Origin of the sequence: Shewanella sp. ISTPL2 (assembly GCF_013283205.1) — a bacterium.
In the GTDB taxonomy this organism is placed as follows: domain Bacteria; phylum Pseudomonadota; class Gammaproteobacteria; order Enterobacterales; family Shewanellaceae; genus Shewanella; species Shewanella oncorhynchi.
Map to the genome: position 1 here is coordinate 430,996 of NZ_JAAPAV010000001.1, position 23,070 is coordinate 454,065.

Genomic DNA, 23,070 nt, shown 5'->3' on the forward strand with positions numbered 1-23,070 from the left:
ATGAGCGCAACTGGCTCTATCACTGCGTCTGCCGATATGGAGGCGCAGGGCATCAGTGTACCTAGAAAGCCTACCGATTATGAGCGTGGCAGTCGCCGTTCATGGATTGCGGTATTTGGTGGTTTGATCGGCGCCTTTATGGCGATCCTCGATATTCAAATCACCAACGCATCGATGAAGGAGATTCAAGGCAGCCTTGGGGCAACGCTCGAAGAAGGCAGCTGGATTTCAACCGCGTATCTGGTTGCTGAGATGATCGCGATCCCGCTCTCTGGCTGGCTCAGCACAGGATTGTCGGTCAGGCGTTATCTGTTATGGACCACGGCTGCTTTTATCTTTGCTTCTGTGCTTTGCTCAATCGCGTGGAACTTAGAGGCCATGATCGCCTTTCGGGCGCTACAGGGCTTTTTTGGTGGTGCACTAATTCCGCTGGCCTTTAGGCTTATTCTTGAGTTTTTACCCGATAACAAACGTGCCGTCGGCATGGCGTTATTTGGCGTGACGGCGACTTTTGCGCCTTCAATCGGCCCGACCTTAGGCGGTTGGCTGACCGAGCAATTTAGCTGGCATTATCTGTTTTATATCAATGTGCCACCGGGTTTGTTGGTGATGGCCATGTTGGCCTACGGTTTAGAGAAGCAGTCGGTCGTTTGGGATAAGCTGAAGAATGTTGATCTGGCGGGCATAGTCACTATGGCGCTGGGTATGGGTTGCCTTGAAGTGGTGCTCGAAGAAGGTAACCGCAAGGACTGGTTTGGCTCGGAGCTCATTCGTAATCTGGCCATTATTGCCGTCGTGAATCTGGTGTTGTTTGTTTGGATCCAGCTAAGGCGTAAAGAACCGTTAGTGAATTTACGCCTGCTTGGTAAGCGTGATTTTGTGCTCTCTACCGTGGCGTATTTTTTACTGGGCATGGCACTATTCGGCGCTATTTATTTGATCCCGCTTTATCTATCACAAGTCCATGATTACACACCGTTAGAAATTGGTGGTGTGATTATGTGGATGGGATTTCCGCAGCTATTGGTCTTGCCCTTAGTGCCGAAATTGATGGAGCGATTCGATAGTCGTTATCTCGCTGCCTTTGGCTTTTTAATGTTCGCCATTAGCTATTACATGAATAGCCAGATGACCGCAGATTATGCCGGACCGCAGATGATCGCTTCGCAAGTCGTGCGGGCCTTAGGTCAGCCTTTTATTCTGGTGCCTATTGGTATGCTTGCGACTATGCATTTAAAACCCCATGAAAATGCCTCGGCATCGACGGTATTAAACGTGATGCGTAACTTAGGTGGTGCTTTTGGTATCGCGCTGGTGGCGACCCTGACTGACACTTTGTCGCGCGGGCATTTGGCTCATATTAAGGAATCTTTACCCGCAGTGAGCACGCAAGCACAGGATTATTTAACCCAAAGCGCAAGTATGTTGCAGGCGGGAGGTTCAGATCCCTATACCGCCGCCGCGCAGGCGAAAGCCTTGCTGGGCAAAACCATGAGTCAGCAAGCTTATATTCAGGCCTATAACGATGTGTTTTACATCATGGGCGCTCTGCTACTCATCGCCGTATTCGCTGTGCTGCTGATCCGTAAACCGACAGGGCCTGTGGCCCACGATGCCATGGTTGAGTAATAACGTTTTTCGTTATCCTGTTGTCGCCATAGATTTCCCCAGATCTATTGGTTTGCGCAACAGCTTTGCGCCTTAGTCCTCGCGGATTAAGGCGCTTTTTTATGGTCTTTATGCTGTGGTAGACTCAAAGTTCTTTTTCGATGATTTGCAGAGGGATATCGTTTGCAGTGGCAAAATCTTACATTTAATCAATTAAATGCCAATAGGCTATATGACATATTGAAGCTAAGAGTCGATGTGTTTGTGGTAGAGCAGGCCTGCGCTTATCCTGAGCTTGACGATAAGGATAGGCATCCAGAAACCCAGCATTTGATCGGTTTATCGCCAGACGGGGAACTGCTTGCCTACGCGCGTATTTTGCCGCCGGGGTTGAGTTATCCTGAGGCGAGTATCGGCCGTGTGGTGGTATCGCCAGCGGGTCGAGGCAAAGGGCTAGCCATGCCTTTAATGCAGCACGCCATTGAATCAGCACTGACGACTTGGCCCGATGCGGGGATCCAAATTGGCGCCCAAGATTACCTCAAAGCTTTCTATCAAAAACTCGGCTTTGTCGCCTGCTCTGAGATGTACTTAGAAGATGGTATTCCCCATTTGGATATGCGCTACCAATCAGCATAAGCGGCTATCAATATGAGTTATCTACATCAATTATCAACATAAGCGATCAACAAAAGCTTGGCATATAAACATTCAACATTAAGCCAATAAGGAACTGAGATGTCGACTTCAACGGACTATAGAATCAATCAACAGCAAATTGCCTGCGTGGCGAGTTTTCTGGCTAAAGAGGGCAAAACCGAAGCACTAATAGCTGCGCTCGCGAGCCTTATTCCTGATACGCGCCGCGAAGCGGGTTGTATTCGTTACGAACTCAATGTGAGCCGTGATGAACCACGCCGCGTGACGTTTGTAGAAAAGTTTGTCGATATTGCCGCCTTTGATGAGCACTGCGCTAAAGATGCGATTCAACACTATTTCCACCAGGTTATGCCCGAATTAGTCGAGTCATACCATGTGGAAACCTATCATCAAGTGATTGTTTAGCCATGAGATAAACGATTAGGAGCTTGCAGTGTTGATTAATGCTATCGAGCCAGTATTTAGATCTCTATCCGAATGGATCTCATTGATACTGCAAGTGACTAATGGCCGCAGCTGGAACCATTGCACTTTAACTCTTTAGTGCTAAAAGGCGTATTAGGTAAGGATAAGGCGAAATTGCTGGCTTAAGTTGCATTTGTCATCAATGTACCTGGTATTTATCTACGACAAGAATGACAAGCTGGACTTTGATTGTTTGACTTCACTGGGATTAATAAAGCTGCCTTGCTACTTTGCTTAATTGAACCCATTTTAACTTCATCGCAGAGTGAGTTTTATATCCATTCCAATCTAAAAAGCCGAGTGGTTTATCACTCGGCTTTTAATATATCTTAGATATCGTTTTATTTAGTGAAAAACACTAATGTCCAAGGGACTACGTATGCTTGGAGTACTGTGATCACGCCAATGAAAGTACAGAAAAATAGACTGTGCTTTAGCGTAAAGCGGAAAAGATCTGATTCTTTACCCGCCAATCCCGTTGCAGCGCAAGCAACGGCAATAGATTGTGGCGAAATCATTTTGCCCGTTACTCCTCCCGTAGTGTTTGCGGCGACTAATAACTCCGGTGTTACACCTATTTGGTTTGCTGTATTGGCTTGCAGCGCACCAAATAGGGCATTTGATGAGGTGTCTGAACCTGTTAAAAACACACCTAACCAACCTAAGAATGGCGAAAAGAAGGGGAATGCTACGCCAGTGCCTGCGAGCACGAGTGCTAAGGTTGAAGATAGACCTGAATAGTTTGCGACAAAGGCAAATGCTAATACTAATCCAATTGACAATATCGGGAATTTTAATTCAATTAAAGTGTCTTTAAAGGATGTCAGTGCATTACTTACTGACATTTTAAGGACCACAATTGAGATCATTGCTGCGATTAAAATTGCTGTTCCAACAGCGCCTAATAAATTAAGTTTATATATTGCTGCATAAGGGGTTTCCTTAGCGACAATAGGTGCACTTTTGATAACGAGATTATGTAAGTAAGGTACTTCAATACTGATAGTGGCAAAACTTAATGCCAGTTGTACATCTTTAAGACTCCACAGGGTTACAATCGCTGTGAGAATAATAAAGGGAGACCATGCTTTAAATATCTGGCTATTAGAAAAAGTAGATTTAGGGGTAGTAACTCTTTGTTTCATGCCTGAGAAAGTGAATATTTCTTTTGGTTGCCAGACTTTTAAAAATAACGTTAAACAAATTAGACTGACTAACGCCGAAGTAATATCGGGTAATTCGGGGCCGATAAAGTTTGAGGTTAAAAATTGGGTGATCGCAAATGAAACGCCTGCTACTAATGTTGCGGGCCAAGTTTGACGTATTCCCCTGATGCCATCCATCATTGCGATGAGCCAGAAGGGGACAATAATCGATAATATTGGCAACTGACGGCCAGCGAGTTGTCCAATATGGAATGGGTCTAGTGATGAAACCTGACCCGCTACGATAATTGGGATACCCATAGCTCCAAAGGCGACGGGTGCCGTGTTTGCGATTAAGCAAAGTCCTGCTGCATACAATGGATTGAATCCAAGCCCTACAAGTAACGCAGCTGTAATAGCAACAGGTGCACCAAAACCCGCAGCACCTTCGAGGAAGGCTCCAAATGAAAAGCCAACCAATAGCATTTGTAATCGTTGATCTTCCGTGACTGAGATGACTGACGAGCGAATAACCTCAAATTGACCTGTTTTAACGGTGATTTTATATAAAAATACTGCGGTAATAATAATCCAAGCAATTGGCCATAGCCCATAACTAAAACCATATATAGCAGAAGCAAGCGCGATACTAATAGGCATTTTGTAGGCGAGTATCGCGACTGCTAAGGCTATTAATAAGGTTAATGCCCCAGCGATATAGCCTTTAAGTTTTAACACAGTTAAGGCTAGGAAGAAAAACACAATAGGCAGTAAAGCAACCATTGCGGTTAGCCACAAGCTACCGAGTGGCGTGTATGTTTGGGTCCAGGTCATAGGGAGGTTTCCGTATTGTTATAATATGTTGATAAATCGTGTTGCAGTCGCAACATAGCAGATACTAGTGTTTAGTGATGTAGGATCAATCTTAAATGTTGTAATAAGTGATATGAGTCACGAGATGTGTGGATAAATGATGACGGGGAAATACCTAAATAATAATAAAGTAAAATATTGACTGTTTTAGCTATATTCACCAAACATCTAATTTAGGTTGTATTAATATTTATTGTGTTATCAAGATTATTTTTTTGAGTCGTGAAATTAACTAGAGTATTGAGATTTTATGAAAAAATAGGCTGTACTTTTTTAGTTTTTTGGTAGTGTTTATAACAGATGGTATATAAATATTTGTTTATATTTATATATAGAAATTAATAGCAATCAATGTAATGCAACTAATAATGCAGTTATCTTATTGTGGCCTGAATTGAGCTATAGATGTTGCCATACTCTTGTCTATGAGTTTGCTTGGCTGGAAATTTACCTTGCTATATGTGGCTGCGAGTATGACAGTAGGTTGAAATTTTTAATTTTGCAGCACAGTTCGTTAAGGAAGTAACATGAAACAAGTCAAAGTATTAGGCAGTGGTTGCGCTAAATGTAGCAAAACCGCTGAGATGATTGCGGACATATCAGAAGAAATGGGTGTGGATGTGATTGTAAAAAAGGACACAGATCCTCAAAGCCTATTGAAATTTAAAGTGATGAAAACCCCTGCGGTAGTGATCGATGGTGAGCTCATACATAGCGGCTCAGTACCGACGCGCGATGAAGTTGAGGGGTGGTTAAGGGACTAGCTGTTGTAAATACAGGCTTATATTAGGTTAGAAAGCGCTTAAGCTAAAAATGCACACCATTGTCATCCTGAATCCTTGGCAATGGTGGTGTAATATCATCAGTATACGATTAATGATATTAAATATAATGTTTTTAAAAACAATGCATTGATGCTTTGTGTAGTCATTTTATTATGGGGTTTTATTGGCAACGGTTTAGTCGGCATTGCATTATCTGGGCGAGTTTATTAAGTCTATGTCGTAGGAGATTGTTTGCAGATTTCGACTTCTTTTATCAGTATCACTGCTATGATTTTGATTCAGTGACCTCGTCAAGTTGCGGGATGAGTGCCAATGCAAAAGTGGCTTAGGGTATTAACACGTTTCTACAGTTGGTTATTTTTTACTGCACGTCTGTTTCGTTTAGGGCTTTTTCTAGCGCTAAGTTTATTCGCTTTGCCTTTGTTTGCTGCTCAAACATCTCCCGGATTAACCCAAGTATTAACGCCCGCTACGGATTGGAAAAACTCCGCTTATATCACCCAAGCATTTAGTGAAGTCGCCCTACAAAATGAGTATGACCTTGCTAAACATAGCGTGCGTAAGTGGCGCATACCGGTACGAGTGTTTATTGAGCATCAAGTGCGTGATAAGGCGCTGCACACTCAATTAGTGTTGATGCACTTAACACACTTAGGCCAGATTACCGGCCTCGATATTCAACGGGTAGATACGCTCTCTGAGGCGAATCTGCACTTAGTTTTTACCCGTCAATCCCTATGGGCAAGTGAGGTGATGCGCTTAATGGGACCGAGCTCGGCGAAAAATGTCCATGGCTCTGTGTGTATGGCAAAATTTGCTCTCAATTCACGGCAAGAGATTGAACGTGCTTGGATTATTATTCCTGTAGATCAAGCCAAAATGCACGGTAAGTTAGTGGCTTGCGTAGTGGAAGAGATAACCCAAGTGCTTGGTTTACCCAATGATTCAGAGAAAGTATTTCCCTCCATCTTTAACGACAAAACCCCGCAGGACTTACTCACTGGGCTCGATTTCATTTTGCTTAAATTACTCTATAGCCCAAGTATTAGCGCTGGAATGACGGCCGCAGAGGTCAAACAGCCTTTGCAGATTTTGCTCGAACAATGGCTGCGCGATGGCACTATTGCTAACGCTGGCAAAACGGTACGTCAAGGTCAGTTGTACCCATTGTTAGGTTATTGATGACTAAGCATTACAGCTAAAGTTGACATTGCTCGCACGTGACTAATTAATCCTTTTTGTTTTAGGAATAAGGGCATAGTCTATCTTTATATGAGATAAACACCTTGGAGGGACACCATGCGAATGACATTGCAGTTTTTAGGGGCGACAGAGGAAGTGACGGGTTCGTGTCATTTACTCTCGGTTGATCATGAACACTTATTGCTCGACTGTGGTTTGATCCAAGGCGGTAAGTCTGATGAGTTGCGTAATCATGATCCCTTCGCATTTGATCCTGAGTCTATTTCTGCTGTCGTGCTTAGCCATGCCCATATCGATCATTCTGGGCGTTTACCACTTTTAGTCAAAGCGGGTTTTGATGGGCCTATCTACACCCATAAAGCCACGGCAGAGCTGTGCGCCATCATGCTCAAAGATGCGGCTATGCTGCAGACCCGCGATACCGAAAGAGTCAATAAAAAGCGTGCTAAACATGATCTTGAACCCCTAGAACCGCTATTCACCGTTGAAGATGCTGAACTCGCGATAACTCAATTTGTACCATTGGAATATGGTCAAGTGACTCGGGTTATTCCCCATGTGGATATTTGCCTCTCAGATGCAGGGCATATTTTAGGTTCCGCCTTAGTCGAGTTGTGGTTAGGTGAGGGAAAATCACAGAAGAAAATCGTCTTCAGTGGCGATCTTGGCCGTGCAGGTATGCCGATTTTACGTAATCCTACCTTAGTGGATTCGGCAGATTTAGTCTTAATGGAAAGCACCTATGGCAATCGTTTTCACCGCAGTTGGACGGATACCTTAGCCGAGTTGAAAGCCATTTTTGCTAAGACAGTCAACGAGAGCCAAGGCAATATATTGCTCCCCGCTTTTTCGGTTGGACGAGCACAGGAGTTATTATATCTATTTCATTTATATGCTAAAGAATGGGATCTCGGCCGTTGGAAAATCTGCCTAGACAGCCCGATGGCAATTGAGGCGACACGCGTCTACGTTAATAATTATCCGCTGATGGATGAGGACTTTAAACGCTTTACCCGCCAACATCCTGGGCAGCATCCACTGTTGTCGAATGTCGAATTTATCCAAACGACCGAAGAGTCGATAGCGCTGAACGATGTGCATAAGGGATTGATCATTATCGCAGGGAGCGGCATGTGTAACGGTGGACGTATTCGTAGCCACTTAGAGCATAATCTATGGCGCCCAGAATGTGATGTGATTATTTGTGGTTATCAAGCGCTTGGAACACCGGGGCGCGCCCTCGTCGATGGCGCTGAGGAACTGTCTATTCATGGTAACAGCATTAAAGTAGCGGCTAAGTTACACACAGTGGGTGGACTTTCAGCCCATGCGGATCAAGCAGAGTTATTACGTTGGTATCACCATTTTGAAGGCCAGCCGCCGTTAATTTTAGTCCATGGAGAACCCGAGGCGCAGCATGGATTAGTCGATGTGATTAACCAAGATCCTCAGACTAAACCAAAGGCTATAGCAATCGCGACCCAGGGTGACCGATTGGATTTAAATGCGCTGCCGCAGTTAGTGTGGAAGCCTTAAAGCAGTTAGTGTGGAAGCCTTAAAAGAGTTGAAAGTACAAGTTCAAAAGTTGGGTGGAAATGCCATTATCTTCTACACGTGTGGCAAAGTGAGTTATCCTGCCTGTGAGTTGTATTTTGAATGTAATGGTGAAGGTTTTTCTATCGAAGATTAGCGTTTAGTTTTATAAAAAGCTCACATAGTTGTGAGCTTTTTTTATTTTAAATCAATCTAGTTACTGTATTAGTCCGAGTTGTTGTCAAATTCAGTATCATCGAGTAACTCAAAGGCGGGAACGACATTCGGTACGTCTTTAAATAAGCGAGTGAAATGGCGCTGTACACCTTTCAAATCGATTCCTGCTAAACCTGATGCAAAACCAAACCAAGCATAAAGGCCACTAAAGTTATCAAACATGGGCGGTAGATATTTAGGCGTAGTCAGAATGCCCTCTTGGCAAGCTTGGTATAACACGGGGATATCTTCGATCGCCAATTTACCAAGGAATAGCATAGGAATTAGTTCAGGAAGGCCTGAGGTGATGGCGCTGCGGATAAAGTTAATGTTTTCCACATAGCCACGCACATAGGAAATATCCTTAGTGAAGAAACTGCCGCCTTCCACCATACCACCACGGAAAACCCTTTGGGTGACACGGTAACTGTCTGTCGCACTTAGATTCAATCCTCTGAAATAATTGAATACCTCTATAAAGTCAGCACCATTTTCAGCCATATCGACCGCGGCAACACGGTCACTAATTCGCCGAGCCCGTCCTGGATTTGAACTTAGCGTCAGCATTTCCAGTAAAACGGCTAGACCTTCTTGGGTTGCTGCTACGCGGGGAGAACCGACACTGAGCCAAGTGGCGTGGGGTTGAGCTCGGCCGTTTAGCGTCGTGCCGACATGCACCCAACCTTCGTGAACTTCATATACATTAAGATCCGATTCGCTGAACATTGCTTTGCTATTGAGCTTAACGGTATCGCCACCGACTGCAGCGTCAGAGACGATACCGTCACTAAGGCGTACACGCATATCATCGCTATGGAAGTATTTTTCTAAACGTTGGCTGAGCACGTTAACCGCTTCTGGCGCGCTAATAATTTTAGGGTGATGTTTATTCATGTGCCTCGCCGCGGGCAACGAGAAAATGTAGCTGAGTTTATCACCTAACTGGCGCAAGGTATGGCGATCGCCATGCAGTTTATGGCTAGCACTGCCGTACAATTCTTGGCTGAGCTTACCAAAGGTTGGCGTGCCTCTGTTCCCCAACATATCGATGACAAGGCGATACTGATCGACGTTTGCCACTAATATTTTGCCGAGTTTGTCTCGTTTACCCAAACGTCTATGGATGTCCTGCTTTAGGGAGGCTAGCTCAGCTTGGGTTTTAACAGGATCAAAAGGTAAAGCAATGTTTTGATAGAACTCTTGCTTGATAGCCGGAAGTACCGTGCCCTTATTGGAGAGAAAACGTTCCTCCATTTCCCGCGGCCATTTAATGGCATCTAAGATTTTTATTGGCGTTTGAATGCGAATTAATTCATCGGAAAAACGGCGTAGATCTTGTTGATATTGGGCTAACGACTCAGACATTCCCGTATATCCTGCAGGTAATTTCAGCGAGAGAGATGTGGCTAATCATAGCCTTAAACCTCATTTATTCATATTGATTCGCAGGCTAGCGGAGGAAATATACCGATTAAATAAATTAGCTGTTATCGATTTTGTGAATCATTTTGGTGTACTTGTTACAATTCTAGCGCTATGTCTATGGGACATAAATAAGTAACTATCTGTTTAATAATATTTTATTGATATGGCATTCAAGCTGCTTTGTTCTTGATATAGAAATAGATTGATTGGAGCAAAACATGACAGCGATGAGTTATTTGAGTGTGCTAAGGCTGAATGCTTGTTAATCAAAACTCAAGCTGACAAGAGTGGTAAAAATGACCGTGATGACGCGATATTAAATCTGGAGGTTAGTGAGCTAAAGCAGAGTAACACCCAGCATTATTGACTGGGTGAGATATTCGATTTTAGTGGGCCAAAACTCAGTGAGTTCGAAACAAATGATCACCGACTGAGATCATCATCCCATCATTTTGACCACTAGATAGCGAGATAGAATTGGCTAGAAAAAATCGTCATCTCCTAATGCACGTTTTAACTCCGCCCGCTCGAGGTAGTCTTCTAAACGCTTTTTGACTTCGCGTCTATGCTGCATTGCCTCGGCGGCTTTGCTGTTTCTTGGTGTGGTCATTGCCTCAAGTTCAGTATCGTTGGGCACGACTTCAGTAATATGAGCCATAACGAATTCCTCTTGTTGTTCCTAACGACTTTCTAACTAAAAAGAGTATGGTAGAAAAGCAAATAATTTTGTGAGTTAGGGTGAAAAATTCTTCCCGTGAGTCGGATGATTCAGCTTACTGCTGTTTGGCGTAGGCACTAGACTGCAATTGAATATTTGATTAATTTAGTTTTTGCTTATTTTGTGATTAAGAGCACGGTATAGTCATAGATATATTCGCGTTAATTCCGAGTTAAATAGTAGGATAAACTTGAATTTAGTCATAATTACAACAACACTTGTACCTGTGTTTGTTGTTAATCGTTTGCTAGGGAATTGGCTTACATGGACAAGGATCAGTTTTCTAAATCACTCCCCCCATCTAATAATATCTACTTTAGCGTGCTGAGCTCTAGCTGGCTGATGATAGTGGCTGCCTTACTTTTCATGGGGATCTCTTGGTATGTGCTTGAGCAATATCTTAGGGATAGAGGTGAAGAGCGTTTCGAAAATAGCGTTCAAGAATTAACAGAAGCTGTGAATCGCAGAATGCTTGCCTATGAGCAAGTCTTACGTGGTGGCGTTGGCTTATTGTTATCGTCGAGTAATGTGACACGTCAGGAATGGCAAACTTATGTCATCAATGCTCATTTATCTGAGTATTACCCAGGTTTTCAAGGTTTTGGCTATGCTCAGTTACTTCAACCTGAAGCATTAAGTGCGCACATCCAACAAGTTCAAGCTGAAGGTTTTAAAGACTATAAAGTTTACCCAGAAGGAACGCGTGATCAGTATTGCGTGATTGTGTACTTAGAACCCTTTGATTGGCGTAATCAAAGAGCCTTGGGTTATGACATGTGCTCCGAGTCTAATCGATATAAAGCCATCACTCGCGCTATTACCACTGGACTGCCGACAGTTTCTGGCAAAGTCGTATTAGTTCAAGATACATCTGATGATGCTAAAGCGGGATTTTTAATGTATTTACCGCTTTATCAAGGCACTACAACAACAGAAGCTGAGCGTAAACAGCACGTGTTTGGACTTGTGTATGCAGCGTTTAGGATGGATGACCTCATGCAAGGGATTATGGGGGAGCGATTCTCAGGCTTGAAACTTGCCATTTATGAAAGTCCGCAGGCAAGCGCTGACAGTTTAATGTTTACCAGCAGCAAAGTGGCCCCGAATGAGCAGGATGTGTTTTATCACTCGCAGACTGACTTAGTTGGAGGGCAGTTGTGGCGTTTAGACATTTCATCACAATCGCGTTTTATCTCGAGAGCGGAACAGACCCAAGGTATGTGGCTCCAATTTATCGGTTGTGGTTTTATTTTGGCATTGTTTTACTCAGTGTTAATTATGGCGCGTAATCGATATAAGGAGTCTTTACTGACTTCAGAGTTAATTGCTAACGAAAAACGCTTTAGATTAGTAATTGAAGCCTCTCCAAGTGCGCTATTTATGGTGGATAAATCTGGATTTATTACTTTAGTGAATACCCATGCTGAACGTTTGTTCGGCTATACCAGAGACGAGTTACTCGGTCGTTCCATCAATATGTTATTGCCCGAAACCCTAAGGGATGCTCATCAGCAGCACATGAGTAACTATTTAGTGCAGCCTATTGCGAAAAATATGTCGATGCGGGATGACCTGTTTGGCTGTTGTAAAGATGGCAGTCGACTCGCAATTGAAGTGGGGTTGACGCCTATTCATTTTAGTAATGGCATTTCTATTCTCGCGACAATTAATAATGTCTCTGAACGTAAACGCATTGAAGTTCAGCGTGCAGAACATATGCTTGAGCTTGAGCGTATCAATCAAGAATTAGACAGGTTCGCCTATATTGCTTCCCATGATTTGAAATCCCCCTTACGTGGTATCGAGCAGCTAACCTCTTGGTTATCAGAGGATTTAGTCGATAACACCAATGAAAATGTACAGAAATACCTAGGGCTTATCCAAAGTCGTATTCATCGAATGGTGTTATTACTCGATGGACTATTGATGTTTTCTCGGATTGGTCGTGTTGATACCGAAACTACTGAAGTGAAAAGTCGGCAACTGGTTGAAGACATGTTTGCGCTCGTCGCGCCGCCACAGGGATTTGAATTAGTCCTAAAAGGTGAATTTCCAAATTTTTATACCGTAAGACCATTGTTGGAATTAGTTATACGAAATTTAATCAGTAACGCCATAAAACATCATGACTTAGGTACAGGTGTGATTACGGTTTCATGTGAGGCGGTTGATCAGCAGTATCGATTCAGTGTGATAGATGATGGTCCGGGGATATCAAGCTCATATCATGAAAAAGTCTTCGAGATGTTTCAAACACTTAAACCAAGGGATGAAGTTGAAGGCAGTGGTTTAGGCTTATCACTTGTGAGGAAAACGGTTGAAAGTTTAGGTGGAGAGATTCAGCTTAAATCGCAGGGCCGAGGTTGTTGTTTTTGCTTTAGTTGGCCTAAGCAAATAGTGAAAAAGGAGCTTCTATGAGCGCAGCAAATCACTATCAACAGGTCACCATTTTATTGGTTGATGACGATGACGTGGATTACATGGCCGTGCAGCGGGCGATGAGACAATTGAGGTTACTCAATCCCTTAGTGCGTGCTCGGGATGGGATCGAAGCATTAACTATTCTAACGAGTTTAGACACGATCAAAGGTCCGTATCTTATTTTGCTCGATCTTAATATGCCAAGAATGAATGGGTTTGAGTTCCTTGAGCGAATACGTTCAGATCCTTCTCTTTCTTCGTCTGTCGTTTTTATGCTCACCACGTCGAGTACCGATGAAGATAGGATGAAAGCCTATAGCCATCATGTGGCTGGTTACATGGTTAAAACTGATATGAAAGACGGTTTTAACAATATTTTTAATATGCTTGAAGGTTATTGGCGAATAGTGGAGCTCCCATCCGCATAAGGTGAGTATATGGATTTACTACTGATCGATGATGATGAAGTTGATAGAACTGCGATCATCCGAGCACTCAGACAGTCAAAGTTGACTTTTAATGTGGTCGAAGCAAATTGTGCATTTGATGGTTTAAATCTCGCATTAGAACGTCATTTTGACGGTATTCTATTGGATTATTTATTACCCGATGCTAATGGCTTAGAAGTGTTGATCAAGCTCAATGCCATGACGCAAGACCAGACCGTAGTCGTGATGCTGAGTCGCTATGAAGATGAGAAACTGGCTCAGCGCTGTATTGAACTAGGGGCACAGGACTTCTTGCTTAAAGATGAGGTCAACTCGCGGATACTAACCCGTGCAATTCGTTATGCGAAACAAAGATCTTCAATGGCGTTGGCGTTACGTAATAGTCACCAAAAACTAAAAGAGCTAGCTGAACACGATTCGTTGACTAAGCTGGTTAATCGCTATGGTTTTGAACTTTGTCTTAATCGAGCGATAGCAAGGGCCAAACGTTGTCACGACTATTTAGCCGTTATCTTACTCGATTTAGATGATTTTAAAGCGATCAATGACACTCTAGGCCATCAGACGGGGGATATTCTTTTAGTTAAAGTAGCCGCTCGATTAAGTGAAGTACTACGAGATGGCGACATTATTGCCCGTTTAGGTGGGGACGAATTTGTCGTGCTAGTCACTGATAATGATTATAAATATTTCCCTATGATTGTGGCTAATCGATTGTTAAAAGTGTTTGAGGACGTGTTTTGTCTCGGTGATAACGATGTGCTTATTGGTGCCAGCATCGGCGTGGCTTTTTATAATGAAGCGGCTTCGAACAGTTCTGAGCTGATGAAATGTGCCGATATCGCTATGTATCGCGCTAAAAAAATGGGCCGAAACCAGATTCAGTTTTACTCAGAAGCTTTAGATAAAGAGGTGCGTTACCGTAATCATATCGAGTCGAGTTTGCGTACTGCCTTAAAAAGAAATGAATTTAAGGTTCATTATCAAGCGCAAGTGAATGCGAAAACCCATCAGCTGGTGGGGATGGAAGCCCTTATCCGATGGCAGCATCCTGTAGACGGCATTATCACCCCAGATCAATTTTTACCCATAGCCGAAGAAATTGGATTAATGGAAGACATTGATGATTGGGTGCTTGAACAAGCCTGTATTCAGGCACAGGTTTGGTTAACCCAATTACAGCCAACAGGGAGAGAATTTACCATTGCCGTTAACCTGTCTGCATCGCAAATTGGAAATGAGAACCTGTTTGATAAAATAGCGAATACGCTGACTAAGACAGGACTTCCTGCTGTAGCATTAGAGCTTGAAATTACTGAGAATTGCCTTATTGAAGATCCCCATGAACATGCCAAAATGCTCGATAGAATCGCCGAGTTAGGGGTGCGTTTTGCCCTTGATGATTTTGGGACGGGTTTTTCGTCCTTAGAACATATCAAATTGTTTCCCATTAGCGTGCTGAAAATCGATAAAAGCTTTGTCGCTTCCTATGATAAGGATGATAAAGACACTCGTTTGCTCGCTGCATTACTTAACTTCGCCCATGGGTTTAATGTCATATCAGTAGCTGAGGGCGTTGAAACAATTGAGCAGGCTGAGTTTTGTACTTCTCGCCATTGTACTGTATTACAAGGTTATTTGTTTTCTCGCCCCTTAGATGCAACGGAGTTTGAGGCTAAGTATATTTTGCCGCTGTTAATTTAAACGAGTTCCGAATGTGATAGGTCTTGAAGTATTTCATTAGCATAATGATTTCGTCTGGTGAGGAATATTTTCTTGCTTTACACTGAGCAATAGACAAATATCAGCCCCTTTTCTGTCGCTGTGCTTTTGGTGCCGCAGAACGGTTTATTCACTCATGCTTAAGTTGGTCACTCAGCAATGAAAATAGGTATTTTATCCCAATTCCCCCAGTTGTATTCAACACAACGCTTAGTCGCGGCTTGCCAAAGTCGTGGACATGAAGCGGTCGTGATCAATACGCTGAATTGCTACATGAATATTAATTCTATTAAACCTAGCATTCATTATGAAGGTACTGAATTAGTTGGGTTTGATGCCATCATTCCGCGTATTCATGCTAGCGTGACTTTTTATGGTTGTGCCGTTGTACGTCAGTTTGAAATGATGGGCGTATATGCCGCGAATGATTCAATCTCCATTGCGCGTTCGCGGGACAAATTGCGGGCACTGCAACTACTTTCCCGCAAAGGGATTGGCATGCCTGTGACGGGTTTTGCCAATAAGCCAAATGATATCCCAGATCTCATCAATATGGTGGGCGGCGCTCCGTTAGTCATTAAATTACTCGAAGGCACTCAAGGGATTGGTGTCGTACTCGCTGAAACTAAAACGGCTGCTGAGAGCGTGATTGAAGCATTCTTGGGGCTCAAAGCGAATATCTTAGTACAGGAATACATTAAAGAATCCAATGGTAGTGATATTCGTTGTTTTGTTGTCGGTGACAAGGTTGTTGCTTCGATGAAACGTCAAGGTCCCGAGGGCGATTTCCGCTCTAATCTGCATTTAGGTGGTTGTGGTGAGGTGGTAAAAATCACCTCTGTTGAGCGTAAAATGGCTATTGCCGCTGTGAAGGCGATGGGATTGGTTGTCGCGGGAGTAGATATTTTACGTTCTAACCGTGGTCCACTGATCCTTGAGGTTAATTCGGCGCCTGGCATTGAAGGGATTGAGCAAACAACAGGGATTTCAGTGACTGAGCCCATTGTTGAGTATATCGAGAAAATGGTTGCGGCCCGTAAAACAAACCGGTCAATTATTGCCTAATTGGTGATAGTGATAAAATGACGCCACTTTTTAAGGTGGCGTTTTTATGTTTAGAGCTTATAGATCAAAACTGTAGGAATATCCGAGTACTAGTTTGGCATCATCATCGGTGAGATCGGTATCTGAGACCATAAATGACACTGTGCCTATGCTGGTATCTGCGCTGAGAGTCACGTTATAGTCGGCATAATTATCTTCGCCAAACCAAGATTGGACGACATCACCGTTTGAGTAACCATAGTGCACTGATAAACTCAGCTTTTCAGTGAGAGGAACGGATACCGTCGCGGCAAGATAACTGAGATCTTTATTATCTAAAGGATCGGCGGCCAGATCGTCACCGGCATTGATGACTTGGGAGTAAGCCAGTTCGAGCCATTTCCACGTGACAGCAGCATGGAGCTCACCAAAATCAATACTGCCTGGTGCGTCTGGATAGGCGTAGTAGAGATAGCCAAAGTCGTAGCTGATGTCTTCGGTAATACTGCCGCCATAACCCGCATATAGATCAAGCTCGTAGCTAGTATCATCACCAAAATCCACATTCGATGCCCAAGTTCCCGCATAAAATCCAGAATCGTGGCTGTAGTCAAGGCCACCTTGGATTGCGACTGCATCTTTAGTTTGGGTCGCACCGCGCCATAGGTAATTAGAGGTACCGCCAATGTTACCTGATACGGCTGCAAAGGCGTTGCCTGCCAGTAACATTCCCGTCGATAAGGCCAAAACGCTGTACAGTGATTTCTTCATGCTCATCCCCTCGATTGACTTATTTATCGATTCACCATTGGCACACTCAAAGTCAGCTGTGTTCATTAGTGCATCTTGGTTTTTTCTAAGGAAGGATTTGCTAATCACATGCCACTATTACAATGCCATGTAAAACAAGGTATTAGAACTCGCAATGTTAATGAAATGTTTTTATTTGCCAGTTTGTGGGGCAGAGGCGCACTTTTGTTGTGCAAAAAATATTCAGTGCTTCACTGGGATTGGGCAAAAAAAAACGCCTCACAATGGAGGCGTTGTATTGAATTTTATAACTTAGTTTACGCTGTCACGTAGGGTTTTACCCGCTTTAAACTTAGGCACTGTCGCTTCAGCAATTTGAATTTCTTTACCCGTTTGTGGGTTACGGCCAGTGCGAGCGGCACGAGTCGCTGTTTCAAAAGAACCGAAACCTACGATGGAGATTTTGTCACCATTTTTCATTGATTCGGTAATAGCTGCTTCAAAAGACTTCAATGCGCGTGCTGCTTCTACTTTCGTTAGATCGGCATTTTCTGCAATTTTGGCGATTAGTTCAGTTTTGTTCATTTTTATTGTCTCTTCTTTCCGTAGATTTATTTGAAATAAGCGTGCCTAACATGCCATAAGGTTTAGCACTTGGAAAGCCTTTTGCGTCTAGCGTGCAGCAGGATGTTCAGTAAAGCGCAGAATATTTACTCAGTTCGTGACTTAAGTTTTATTCTGGTTTTATTCTTCTAACAGTTGATAGAGTAATTTTTTAACAAGTTTGGGTTCAAAGGGTTTGTCACATAAGGCATTTACACCCGCTTGGGACACATTGCTGAGGTGGGTATCGTTGGCTTCGGAAGACACCATCAAGATGGGAATGTGCGATTGTTGGCTTTCATTGCGGATAAATTGTGTCAAAGCTAGCCCATCTACACTCGGCATATTGTAATCCGTGATCACTAAGTCGAACATATTGTGTTTCATTAACGCTATGGCTTGCGCGCCATCCTCGGCCTCGGTAATTAGCTTCATCCCTAAGTTACCAATCGTACGTTTAATGACGTTTCTTGCCATACGGCTATCATCGACCACTAATACGCGCACATCTTGTACATCGAAATTACTCAGGTCGAGTTCATCGTGGCTGAGTAAATCAATCGTGGCATTCAATGCTGTACCTAAATGGTCGGCACTGAAGGGTTTAGGTAGAATCGCTACTACACCCGATTGGCGGAATATTTCAAGTTGCTCACGGCGGCACTCACTCGAGACCAGCATAAATTGGATATCTTTGCAGTCAGCGTTGGCCCTTAAGTAGCCCAAGAGATCGATGGCAGTGCCATCATCGAAATGCATGGCGCTCGCAATAAGGTCAGGTTTATGGCGAGCAATAATATCTTTAGCCGCTTCTATGTTTTCTGCGGTTTGAATGCTGAGAATGCCTTCTTGTTGTAAGCGTTGAATAATAATTCGACGCTGTGTCTCTGAAGGTTCTACCAAAAGAATGGAAAGTTCGCTGGGCGATAAATGGCTCATAGTCTACTTCAAGTTAAGAATCGTAAGTATTTTACTGGGTCGCTAAGCTACGCTATTGATAACAGCTTAGCAACAAAGTCCATTACTGAGTTTGGCGGGTCAAATAGTGTCTCGTGACCTTAGAAAATGCGATCCAATACTGCACGAGTAAAATAACAATAATGCTCACTGTGAGTGGCAACATAGGAATGTTGTGGCCAGAAACAACTACTTTTACATCCTCAGGGGTAATGCGATAGGCAATAATTGCTGTAATCCCCAGTGCCGAGAATCCTAAGGTTTGCATGCCAATATAAATCTTCAACACTAAGCTAGACCACGGCGCCCGTATGAGTATGCCAACGAGCACGGGGAGGACACCTAGGGTGAATACATCAAGGGATTGAGTCATCACAGTACGCCAAAGTGCAGCAATGCTGAAGAGGCAATATAACGTGATCAGTAGTATAAGACGTTTAGGCATAGATTGAAGTGCACACCAGTAGCAAAGAAGATGAGCAAGTGTAGGAAATGCCCTAATCCGAGTCCAGTATAACCGTGATATCGTGTAGAATATGCCTTTTTGCTAGAGGCTCTAATAGGTGACGTTTATGACAGAAGTTGAGTTTTGGGGGTTAGTCACGCGAACGGAAACGGCGCAATCACAGGAGTCTTTGACTCAAGCACTGAAGCAGAAACTTGCCGAATTGAGTAATGAAGAGTTAAAAGCTTTCGATAAAATCTTTGGTCAGCAGATGCGCCGTAGTTATTTGTGGTCTGTTTGGGGGGCGGCTTACATTATTACGGGCTGTGATTCTGAATATGCTTTTGCCGAGTTTAGGTGTTTTTTGATTTCACTTGGTAAAGAAATTTTCGAAGGTGTGGTTAATCAACCTGACACCCTAGCACGTTTAGTCGCTTGGCCAGAGCGAGATGCCTATGCTTACCCTTTTGTAGATGAATACGACCTTATCGCAGGGCAATTATACGAAGATAGAACTGGTGAGGAGCTGCCCTTTATGCCATCGGGCAAGGCGACGCCCGCGGGGAAAAAATTTAGCACTAAGCCCAAGGATTTAAAGCGGCAATACCCTGAGCTGAGTGCCCGTTTTCCATTTTAGTCTTGGCAATACCTTATGAGCGTAAGCAAGCGTTGGTAGTGACATCGAAGGTCATGCCGTATTTAGGGCAGATGTCGCTCATAAACTCATGTTCTTGCGCGGTTAATTGTTGACTAAAATCTTGCTTAAGCTGCTCTGTCATTTGATGTTCAGCCGCATTTTGCATCTGAGCCAATTTGCTCAAATGAGTGTTAACTGCCTGTTGCTGGCTGATGGTCAATGGCGCAGCTTGGCTTGAAATACTTACGCTAGTTCCGATTGTCAGCAGTGCCAATAAAGCGAGTTTTCGTGAATATGGGTTGAATAGATAAGCCGTTTTTAGGTTCATAGGTAAGCTCCAAGTTAAAAATTACGTTTAACACGTTAGTTCTAAATCGTGCATCCTTAGACGGTAAAGAAAACGAGTTGTACTGTGAGGAGCGGAGTTTATTGTATAAATATTGAACCTATGCTGAATGGTTAGTTAGTGCTCATTCTTCATTTCTTCGCATTGAAATCCTTGCTTACGAGTATCGAACTGGCACATAGATCCACATTCCCAAGGCACATTGTCGTAGAAGGCAGATTGTTCGCGTGCAAAATCGCGGCAAGTATTATAGCTGTCAAAGTTATCGGTTTTTTTATATTTTCCTGAATCATAGCCATGGTTGTAGATAAAGGCTGACCAAGTTTTAGGGCCAGTATTTTTGTCACTCGGGGAGATAAACCAAATCGCACTTACGACGCAGGTAAACAGGATAAGAATGAACACAGGTACAACAGGGAATTTCATTTTTTATTAAGTGGGCAATGTAAACAATAGCGGAAGGATAACGCTTTTTTTGTCGTTATGCGCGTGAAATGTTCACAAATTGATAACTATGCACTTACTTGGTGCAATTTCGATACAAAAAGATACGTATCGGTTGTGATGGTTAAATAATATTTACTTAATTATACAAAAGCTTACGACACATTTGCTGTACTTATATCAGTTTTGCGTTAAGCTCTAGTTCAGGTTAGATTTTGTACTGTGGTTCTCAGAAAGTTATCTAGGCCTTGGAGGCAAACATGAAAATTCAGTCCCTTTTACTCGCAGGTGTATTAAGTTGCAGTGCGGCTTGGGCGGCCGATGAAGCGCCTGTGGATCCCGTCACCGAAGATGGTGTGGTTAAAATTGTTTGGCAAAGTCCTAAAGATTATCGCGATATAAAATCATCAGGGGAGCTCCAATCCCGTTATGAGAAGCGCTTATTTGAAACCTTAACTGAAAACATCAATAAAGAAGCTGCAAAGATTTTAAAGCCAAATCAAAAGCTTGAAATGACCATTACCGATGTTGATCTGGCGGGTGATATGCGTCCAACATTTGGTGCGACCGCCAATGATTTACGCATTATCAAAGACATTTATCCGCCGCGTATGACTTTTTCTTATCAAGTCATGGAAAACGATAAAGTGATTATCGCGGGCGATGAAAAACTGTCGGATATGGGGTTTATGGGTGGGATCCAATCTTTAAATGATAAACCTTTTATTTACGAAACCAAAATGTTAACCGAGTGGTTAAAGAAGACGATTGCACCACAACTTTAATGACCCATATCGGTCGCTAATTGCTGAGTATTAAAGCTGTTTAGCTATGCCGTTAGTGCCTGAGTGTCGATAATCAGATGATTTTCTAACAGGTAAAATCCGTTATTTGCGGATTTTGCCTGTTTTTTTGCCCTAGCGCTTAAGGTCGATAGACTATGTTCATGGGCGTTAAAGGTGAGTGCGGGTGGTAAAATGCCTACACACAGACTGATCAATTGATGGTAACAGGCTTCACCTTTTCTATCGTCGGCGAGCATTTCTTGGGCCAGCCAGTGCTCGGCGCTATAAAACAAATGCTTATGGGTTTCAAAATCCGCTAGAATTCGCTGGCAACGGCTGATCATATGCTCACAGGTGCTGATAATTACAAAGTCATCGCCGCCGACATGGCCAACAAAGCAATTGTCGCTTTTATACTTCAGTAACAGATTCGCCACTTCACAAATCACTTCATCGCCACGGCAAAATCCATAAATATCGTTATAGGGCTTAAAGTTACACAGATCAAAATAGGCTAGATAAAAATGTTTCTTTTGGATCTTAAGGCGTTTTAATTCCTCTTGAATGGGCACATTACCCGGCAAATCTGTAAGAGGATTCGCATGGCGCGCCATCTTAATTCTGTGCTCTGTGATCCTTTGTAGCAAATCCTTGGTATGGCCTATGCCGAGTAGTTTACCACGGCGAAGGATAATGAACTGTTGCGCTACCGTATTAGCACTCTCTGAGGTCAGTAATTGACTTACGGTGGATAACGGTTCGTTGGCCTCAATCTGGATGACTTGCGGGTCCATTACTTCACTCACAGCATGATTTTCATGTAAGGCGCGACCATAGGGTGTGCTGAAGAGTTCAAGTAAGGTCGCGCGGCTGATAATACCGAGTGGCAACTGGTTATCGACCACTACAACCGCCTGTAATGCAGGTTGCGAGATAAAGGTGTCACTTAAGAATTTGAGTTTAAGCGTGGGCACTACGGTTATGGCACTCGTGCACAGGCTCTCGGCCGATTCGCTGTATCTAGGTTGAATTTGAGTATTGCTCGGCACTAAGGTCGCTTTCATCGCGCGGCAGGGTAGTACTTCTGGACGGCCGAGTAAGTAGCCTTGGCAATAGACGATACCCAGTTGTTTGAGTACGGCTAATTCCTCTTGCGTTTCAATTCCTTCGGCTATCACTTTGCAGGTTAAACTTTGGCATAACTCCACAATCGAGCGGACAAATTCCTGTTTGACGGGAGTCGAATCAATCTGATGGATAAAGTGACGGTCGATTTTGACATAGTCGGGTGACAATTCTGACCAGAGTCTCAGACCCGAATAACCTGCACCTAAGTCATCGATCGCTGTTAAAAAACCTTGGCTACGATAGTGATTCAAGCAGGATTTGAGTAAATCGATATCATCGGCGGGATATTGCTCTGAAAGTTCAATCACAACCTGTGATGGCGCTATGCCAAGTTGTTGCAGCAGTTGTAAGGTCATGCCCTTGGGGTGGGCAGGATCTAATAATGCCTTGGGCGAGATATTGATAAACAGCTTGCCTTGAAACTGACGCAACTTAAATTGCTCGAGTGAAATACGGCGACAAAGGGTTTCTAGCTCGCTTAATTTACCTTGATGTTCGGCGGTCTGAAATAGCGGGACTGGGGAGTATAACGGGCTGTGTTCAGGGCCACGGCTTAACGCCTCAAAACCATGAATTTTATGTTCTAATATATTGAAAATTGGCTGAAATAAGGGACTGATTGCAGCTTTAGAGATTATTTTATCGAGCTCTTTAGCCAGATCTAAACTTGTCATTACGTCAGCCCCTTCGTCTATGTGAGCGGAGTCT

General features: G+C 43.4%; 23 protein-coding genes and 1 pseudogene. 14 read left to right on the forward strand and 10 right to left on the reverse strand.

Annotated features, from left to right (window positions below):
• From HUB64_RS01925 to HUB64_RS23105, 4 genes and pseudogenes are all read left to right on the forward strand, one after another.
• On the forward strand, nucleotides 1-1,629 hold the full coding sequence (locus HUB64_RS01925) for a DHA2 family efflux MFS transporter permease subunit (protein ID WP_131524254.1): 1,629 nt from the start codon (nucleotides 1-3) through the stop codon (nucleotides 1,627-1,629).
• A 162-nt stretch (nucleotides 1,630-1,791) separates the two neighbouring features.
• Nucleotides 1,792-2,247, forward strand: a complete 456-nt coding sequence (locus HUB64_RS01930) for a GNAT family N-acetyltransferase (RefSeq protein ID WP_131524255.1) — start codon at nucleotides 1,792-1,794, stop codon at nucleotides 2,245-2,247.
• A gap of 99 nt (nucleotides 2,248-2,346) precedes the next feature.
• Nucleotides 2,347-2,673 carry a putative quinol monooxygenase gene (locus HUB64_RS01935; RefSeq protein ID WP_113939190.1) on the forward strand — a complete coding sequence of 109 codons (327 nt, stop codon included), beginning with the start codon at nucleotides 2,347-2,349 and terminating at the stop codon, nucleotides 2,671-2,673.
• A gap of 28 nt (nucleotides 2,674-2,701) precedes the next feature.
• Nucleotides 2,702-2,800: pseudogene (locus HUB64_RS23105) on the forward strand (radical SAM protein); the annotation flags it as partial.
• 274 nt (nucleotides 2,801-3,074) lie between these two features.
• On the opposite strand, the gene HUB64_RS01940 reads toward HUB64_RS23105, so the two are convergent.
• Complete coding sequence (locus tag HUB64_RS01940) at nucleotides 3,075-4,712, reverse strand: lactate permease LctP family transporter (protein ID WP_113939189.1); 1,638 nt, start codon at nucleotides 4,710-4,712, stop codon at nucleotides 3,075-3,077.
• Nucleotides 4,713-5,278: 566 nt separating this feature from the next.
• On the opposite strand from HUB64_RS01940, the gene HUB64_RS01945 reads away from it, so the two are divergent.
• The 4 genes from HUB64_RS01945 (at nucleotide 5,279) to HUB64_RS01960 (ending at nucleotide 8,429) form a co-directional block, all read left to right on the forward strand.
• Complete coding sequence (locus tag HUB64_RS01945; RefSeq protein ID WP_028761824.1) at nucleotides 5,279-5,515, forward strand: thioredoxin family protein; 237 nt, start codon at nucleotides 5,279-5,281, stop codon at nucleotides 5,513-5,515.
• Nucleotides 5,516-5,848: 333 nt separating this feature from the next.
• Nucleotides 5,849-6,718 carry a DUF2927 domain-containing protein gene (locus HUB64_RS01950; protein ID WP_173496251.1) on the forward strand — a complete coding sequence of 290 codons (870 nt, stop codon included), beginning with the start codon at nucleotides 5,849-5,851 and terminating at the stop codon, nucleotides 6,716-6,718.
• 117 nt (nucleotides 6,719-6,835) lie between these two features.
• Nucleotides 6,836-8,275 (forward strand): MBL fold metallo-hydrolase RNA specificity domain-containing protein, encoded by a 1,440-nt coding sequence (locus tag HUB64_RS01955; RefSeq protein WP_173247626.1) that lies wholly within the window; start codon nucleotides 6,836-6,838, stop codon nucleotides 8,273-8,275.
• Between the two features lie 10 nt (nucleotides 8,276-8,285).
• Nucleotides 8,286-8,429, forward strand: a complete 144-nt coding sequence (locus tag HUB64_RS01960; protein ID WP_173496252.1) for a hypothetical protein — start codon at nucleotides 8,286-8,288, stop codon at nucleotides 8,427-8,429.
• Nucleotides 8,430-8,497: 68 nt separating this feature from the next.
• Here the strand turns inward: HUB64_RS01960 and HUB64_RS01965 are convergent, their stop codons facing one another.
• The gene (locus tag HUB64_RS01965; RefSeq protein ID WP_131523937.1) at nucleotides 8,498-9,853 is read right to left on the reverse strand and encodes a flavohemoglobin expression-modulating QEGLA motif protein; all 1,356 of its coding nucleotides are present in this window, start codon (nucleotides 9,851-9,853) and stop codon (nucleotides 8,498-8,500) included.
• A gap of 541 nt (nucleotides 9,854-10,394) precedes the next feature.
• Nucleotides 10,395-10,571: a PA3496 family putative envelope integrity protein gene (locus HUB64_RS01970; protein ID WP_006079984.1), complete on the reverse strand. Its 177-nt coding sequence runs from the start codon at nucleotides 10,569-10,571 to the stop codon at nucleotides 10,395-10,397.
• Nucleotides 10,572-10,895: 324 nt separating this feature from the next.
• Here HUB64_RS01970 and HUB64_RS01975 point away from each other — a divergent pair, with 324 nt between their 5' ends.
• The 4 genes from HUB64_RS01975 (at nucleotide 10,896) to rimK (ending at nucleotide 16,288) form a co-directional block, all read left to right on the forward strand.
• Nucleotides 10,896-13,049, forward strand: a complete 2,154-nt coding sequence (locus HUB64_RS01975; RefSeq protein WP_173496253.1) for a CHASE domain-containing protein — start codon at nucleotides 10,896-10,898, stop codon at nucleotides 13,047-13,049.
• Complete coding sequence (locus tag HUB64_RS01980; RefSeq protein WP_105250317.1) at nucleotides 13,046-13,480, forward strand: response regulator; 435 nt, start codon at nucleotides 13,046-13,048, stop codon at nucleotides 13,478-13,480. The genes HUB64_RS01975 and HUB64_RS01980 overlap by 4 nt, the downstream gene beginning before the upstream one ends.
• A 9-nt stretch (nucleotides 13,481-13,489) precedes the next feature.
• Nucleotides 13,490-15,205 (forward strand): bifunctional diguanylate cyclase/phosphodiesterase, encoded by a 1,716-nt coding sequence (locus HUB64_RS01985; protein WP_105250316.1) that lies wholly within the window; start codon nucleotides 13,490-13,492, stop codon nucleotides 15,203-15,205.
• A 177-nt stretch (nucleotides 15,206-15,382) separates the two neighbouring features.
• On the forward strand, nucleotides 15,383-16,288 hold the full coding sequence (gene rimK, locus HUB64_RS01990) for a 30S ribosomal protein S6--L-glutamate ligase (protein ID WP_113939182.1): 906 nt from the start codon (nucleotides 15,383-15,385) through the stop codon (nucleotides 16,286-16,288).
• Nucleotides 16,289-16,345: 57 nt separating this feature from the next.
• Here the strand turns inward: rimK and HUB64_RS01995 are convergent, their stop codons facing one another.
• From HUB64_RS01995 to HUB64_RS02010, 4 genes are all read right to left on the reverse strand, one after another.
• Complete coding sequence (locus HUB64_RS01995; protein ID WP_105250314.1) at nucleotides 16,346-17,038, reverse strand: TorF family putative porin; 693 nt, start codon at nucleotides 17,036-17,038, stop codon at nucleotides 16,346-16,348.
• Nucleotides 17,039-17,329: 291 nt separating this feature from the next.
• On the reverse strand, nucleotides 17,330-17,602 hold the full coding sequence (locus HUB64_RS02000) for an HU family DNA-binding protein (protein ID WP_006079990.1): 273 nt from the start codon (nucleotides 17,600-17,602) through the stop codon (nucleotides 17,330-17,332).
• Between the two features lie 159 nt (nucleotides 17,603-17,761).
• A complete protein-coding gene (locus HUB64_RS02005) occupies nucleotides 17,762-18,559 on the reverse strand; it encodes a response regulator (RefSeq protein ID WP_105250312.1) in 798 nt (265 codons plus the stop codon).
• Between the two features lie 82 nt (nucleotides 18,560-18,641).
• Complete coding sequence (locus HUB64_RS02010; protein ID WP_105250311.1) at nucleotides 18,642-19,022, reverse strand: hypothetical protein; 381 nt, start codon at nucleotides 19,020-19,022, stop codon at nucleotides 18,642-18,644.
• Nucleotides 19,023-19,149: 127 nt separating this feature from the next.
• On the opposite strand from HUB64_RS02010, the gene HUB64_RS02015 reads away from it, so the two are divergent.
• The gene (locus HUB64_RS02015; protein WP_173496254.1) at nucleotides 19,150-19,659 is read left to right on the forward strand and encodes a DUF4240 domain-containing protein; all 510 of its coding nucleotides are present in this window, start codon (nucleotides 19,150-19,152) and stop codon (nucleotides 19,657-19,659) included.
• 13 nt (nucleotides 19,660-19,672) lie between these two features.
• Here the strand turns inward: HUB64_RS02015 and HUB64_RS02020 are convergent, their stop codons facing one another.
• Entirely contained in the window at nucleotides 19,673-19,987 is a 315-nt protein-coding gene (locus tag HUB64_RS02020; RefSeq protein ID WP_173247615.1) for a hypothetical protein, read from the reverse strand.
• 135 nt (nucleotides 19,988-20,122) lie between these two features.
• Nucleotides 20,123-20,431, reverse strand: coding sequence for a hypothetical protein (locus tag HUB64_RS02025; RefSeq protein WP_105250308.1), 309 nt, complete (start codon nucleotides 20,429-20,431; stop codon nucleotides 20,123-20,125).
• Nucleotides 20,432-20,709: 278 nt separating this feature from the next.
• On the opposite strand from HUB64_RS02025, the gene HUB64_RS02030 reads away from it, so the two are divergent.
• Nucleotides 20,710-21,234, forward strand: coding sequence for a DUF3016 domain-containing protein (locus HUB64_RS02030; protein WP_173247611.1), 525 nt, complete (start codon nucleotides 20,710-20,712; stop codon nucleotides 21,232-21,234).
• A 44-nt stretch (nucleotides 21,235-21,278) separates the two neighbouring features.
• Here the strand turns inward: HUB64_RS02030 and HUB64_RS02035 are convergent, their stop codons facing one another.
• A complete protein-coding gene (locus HUB64_RS02035; protein WP_131523945.1) occupies nucleotides 21,279-23,036 on the reverse strand; it encodes a GGDEF domain-containing protein in 1,758 nt (585 codons plus the stop codon).
• Nucleotides 23,037-23,070 lie beyond the last annotated feature (34 nt).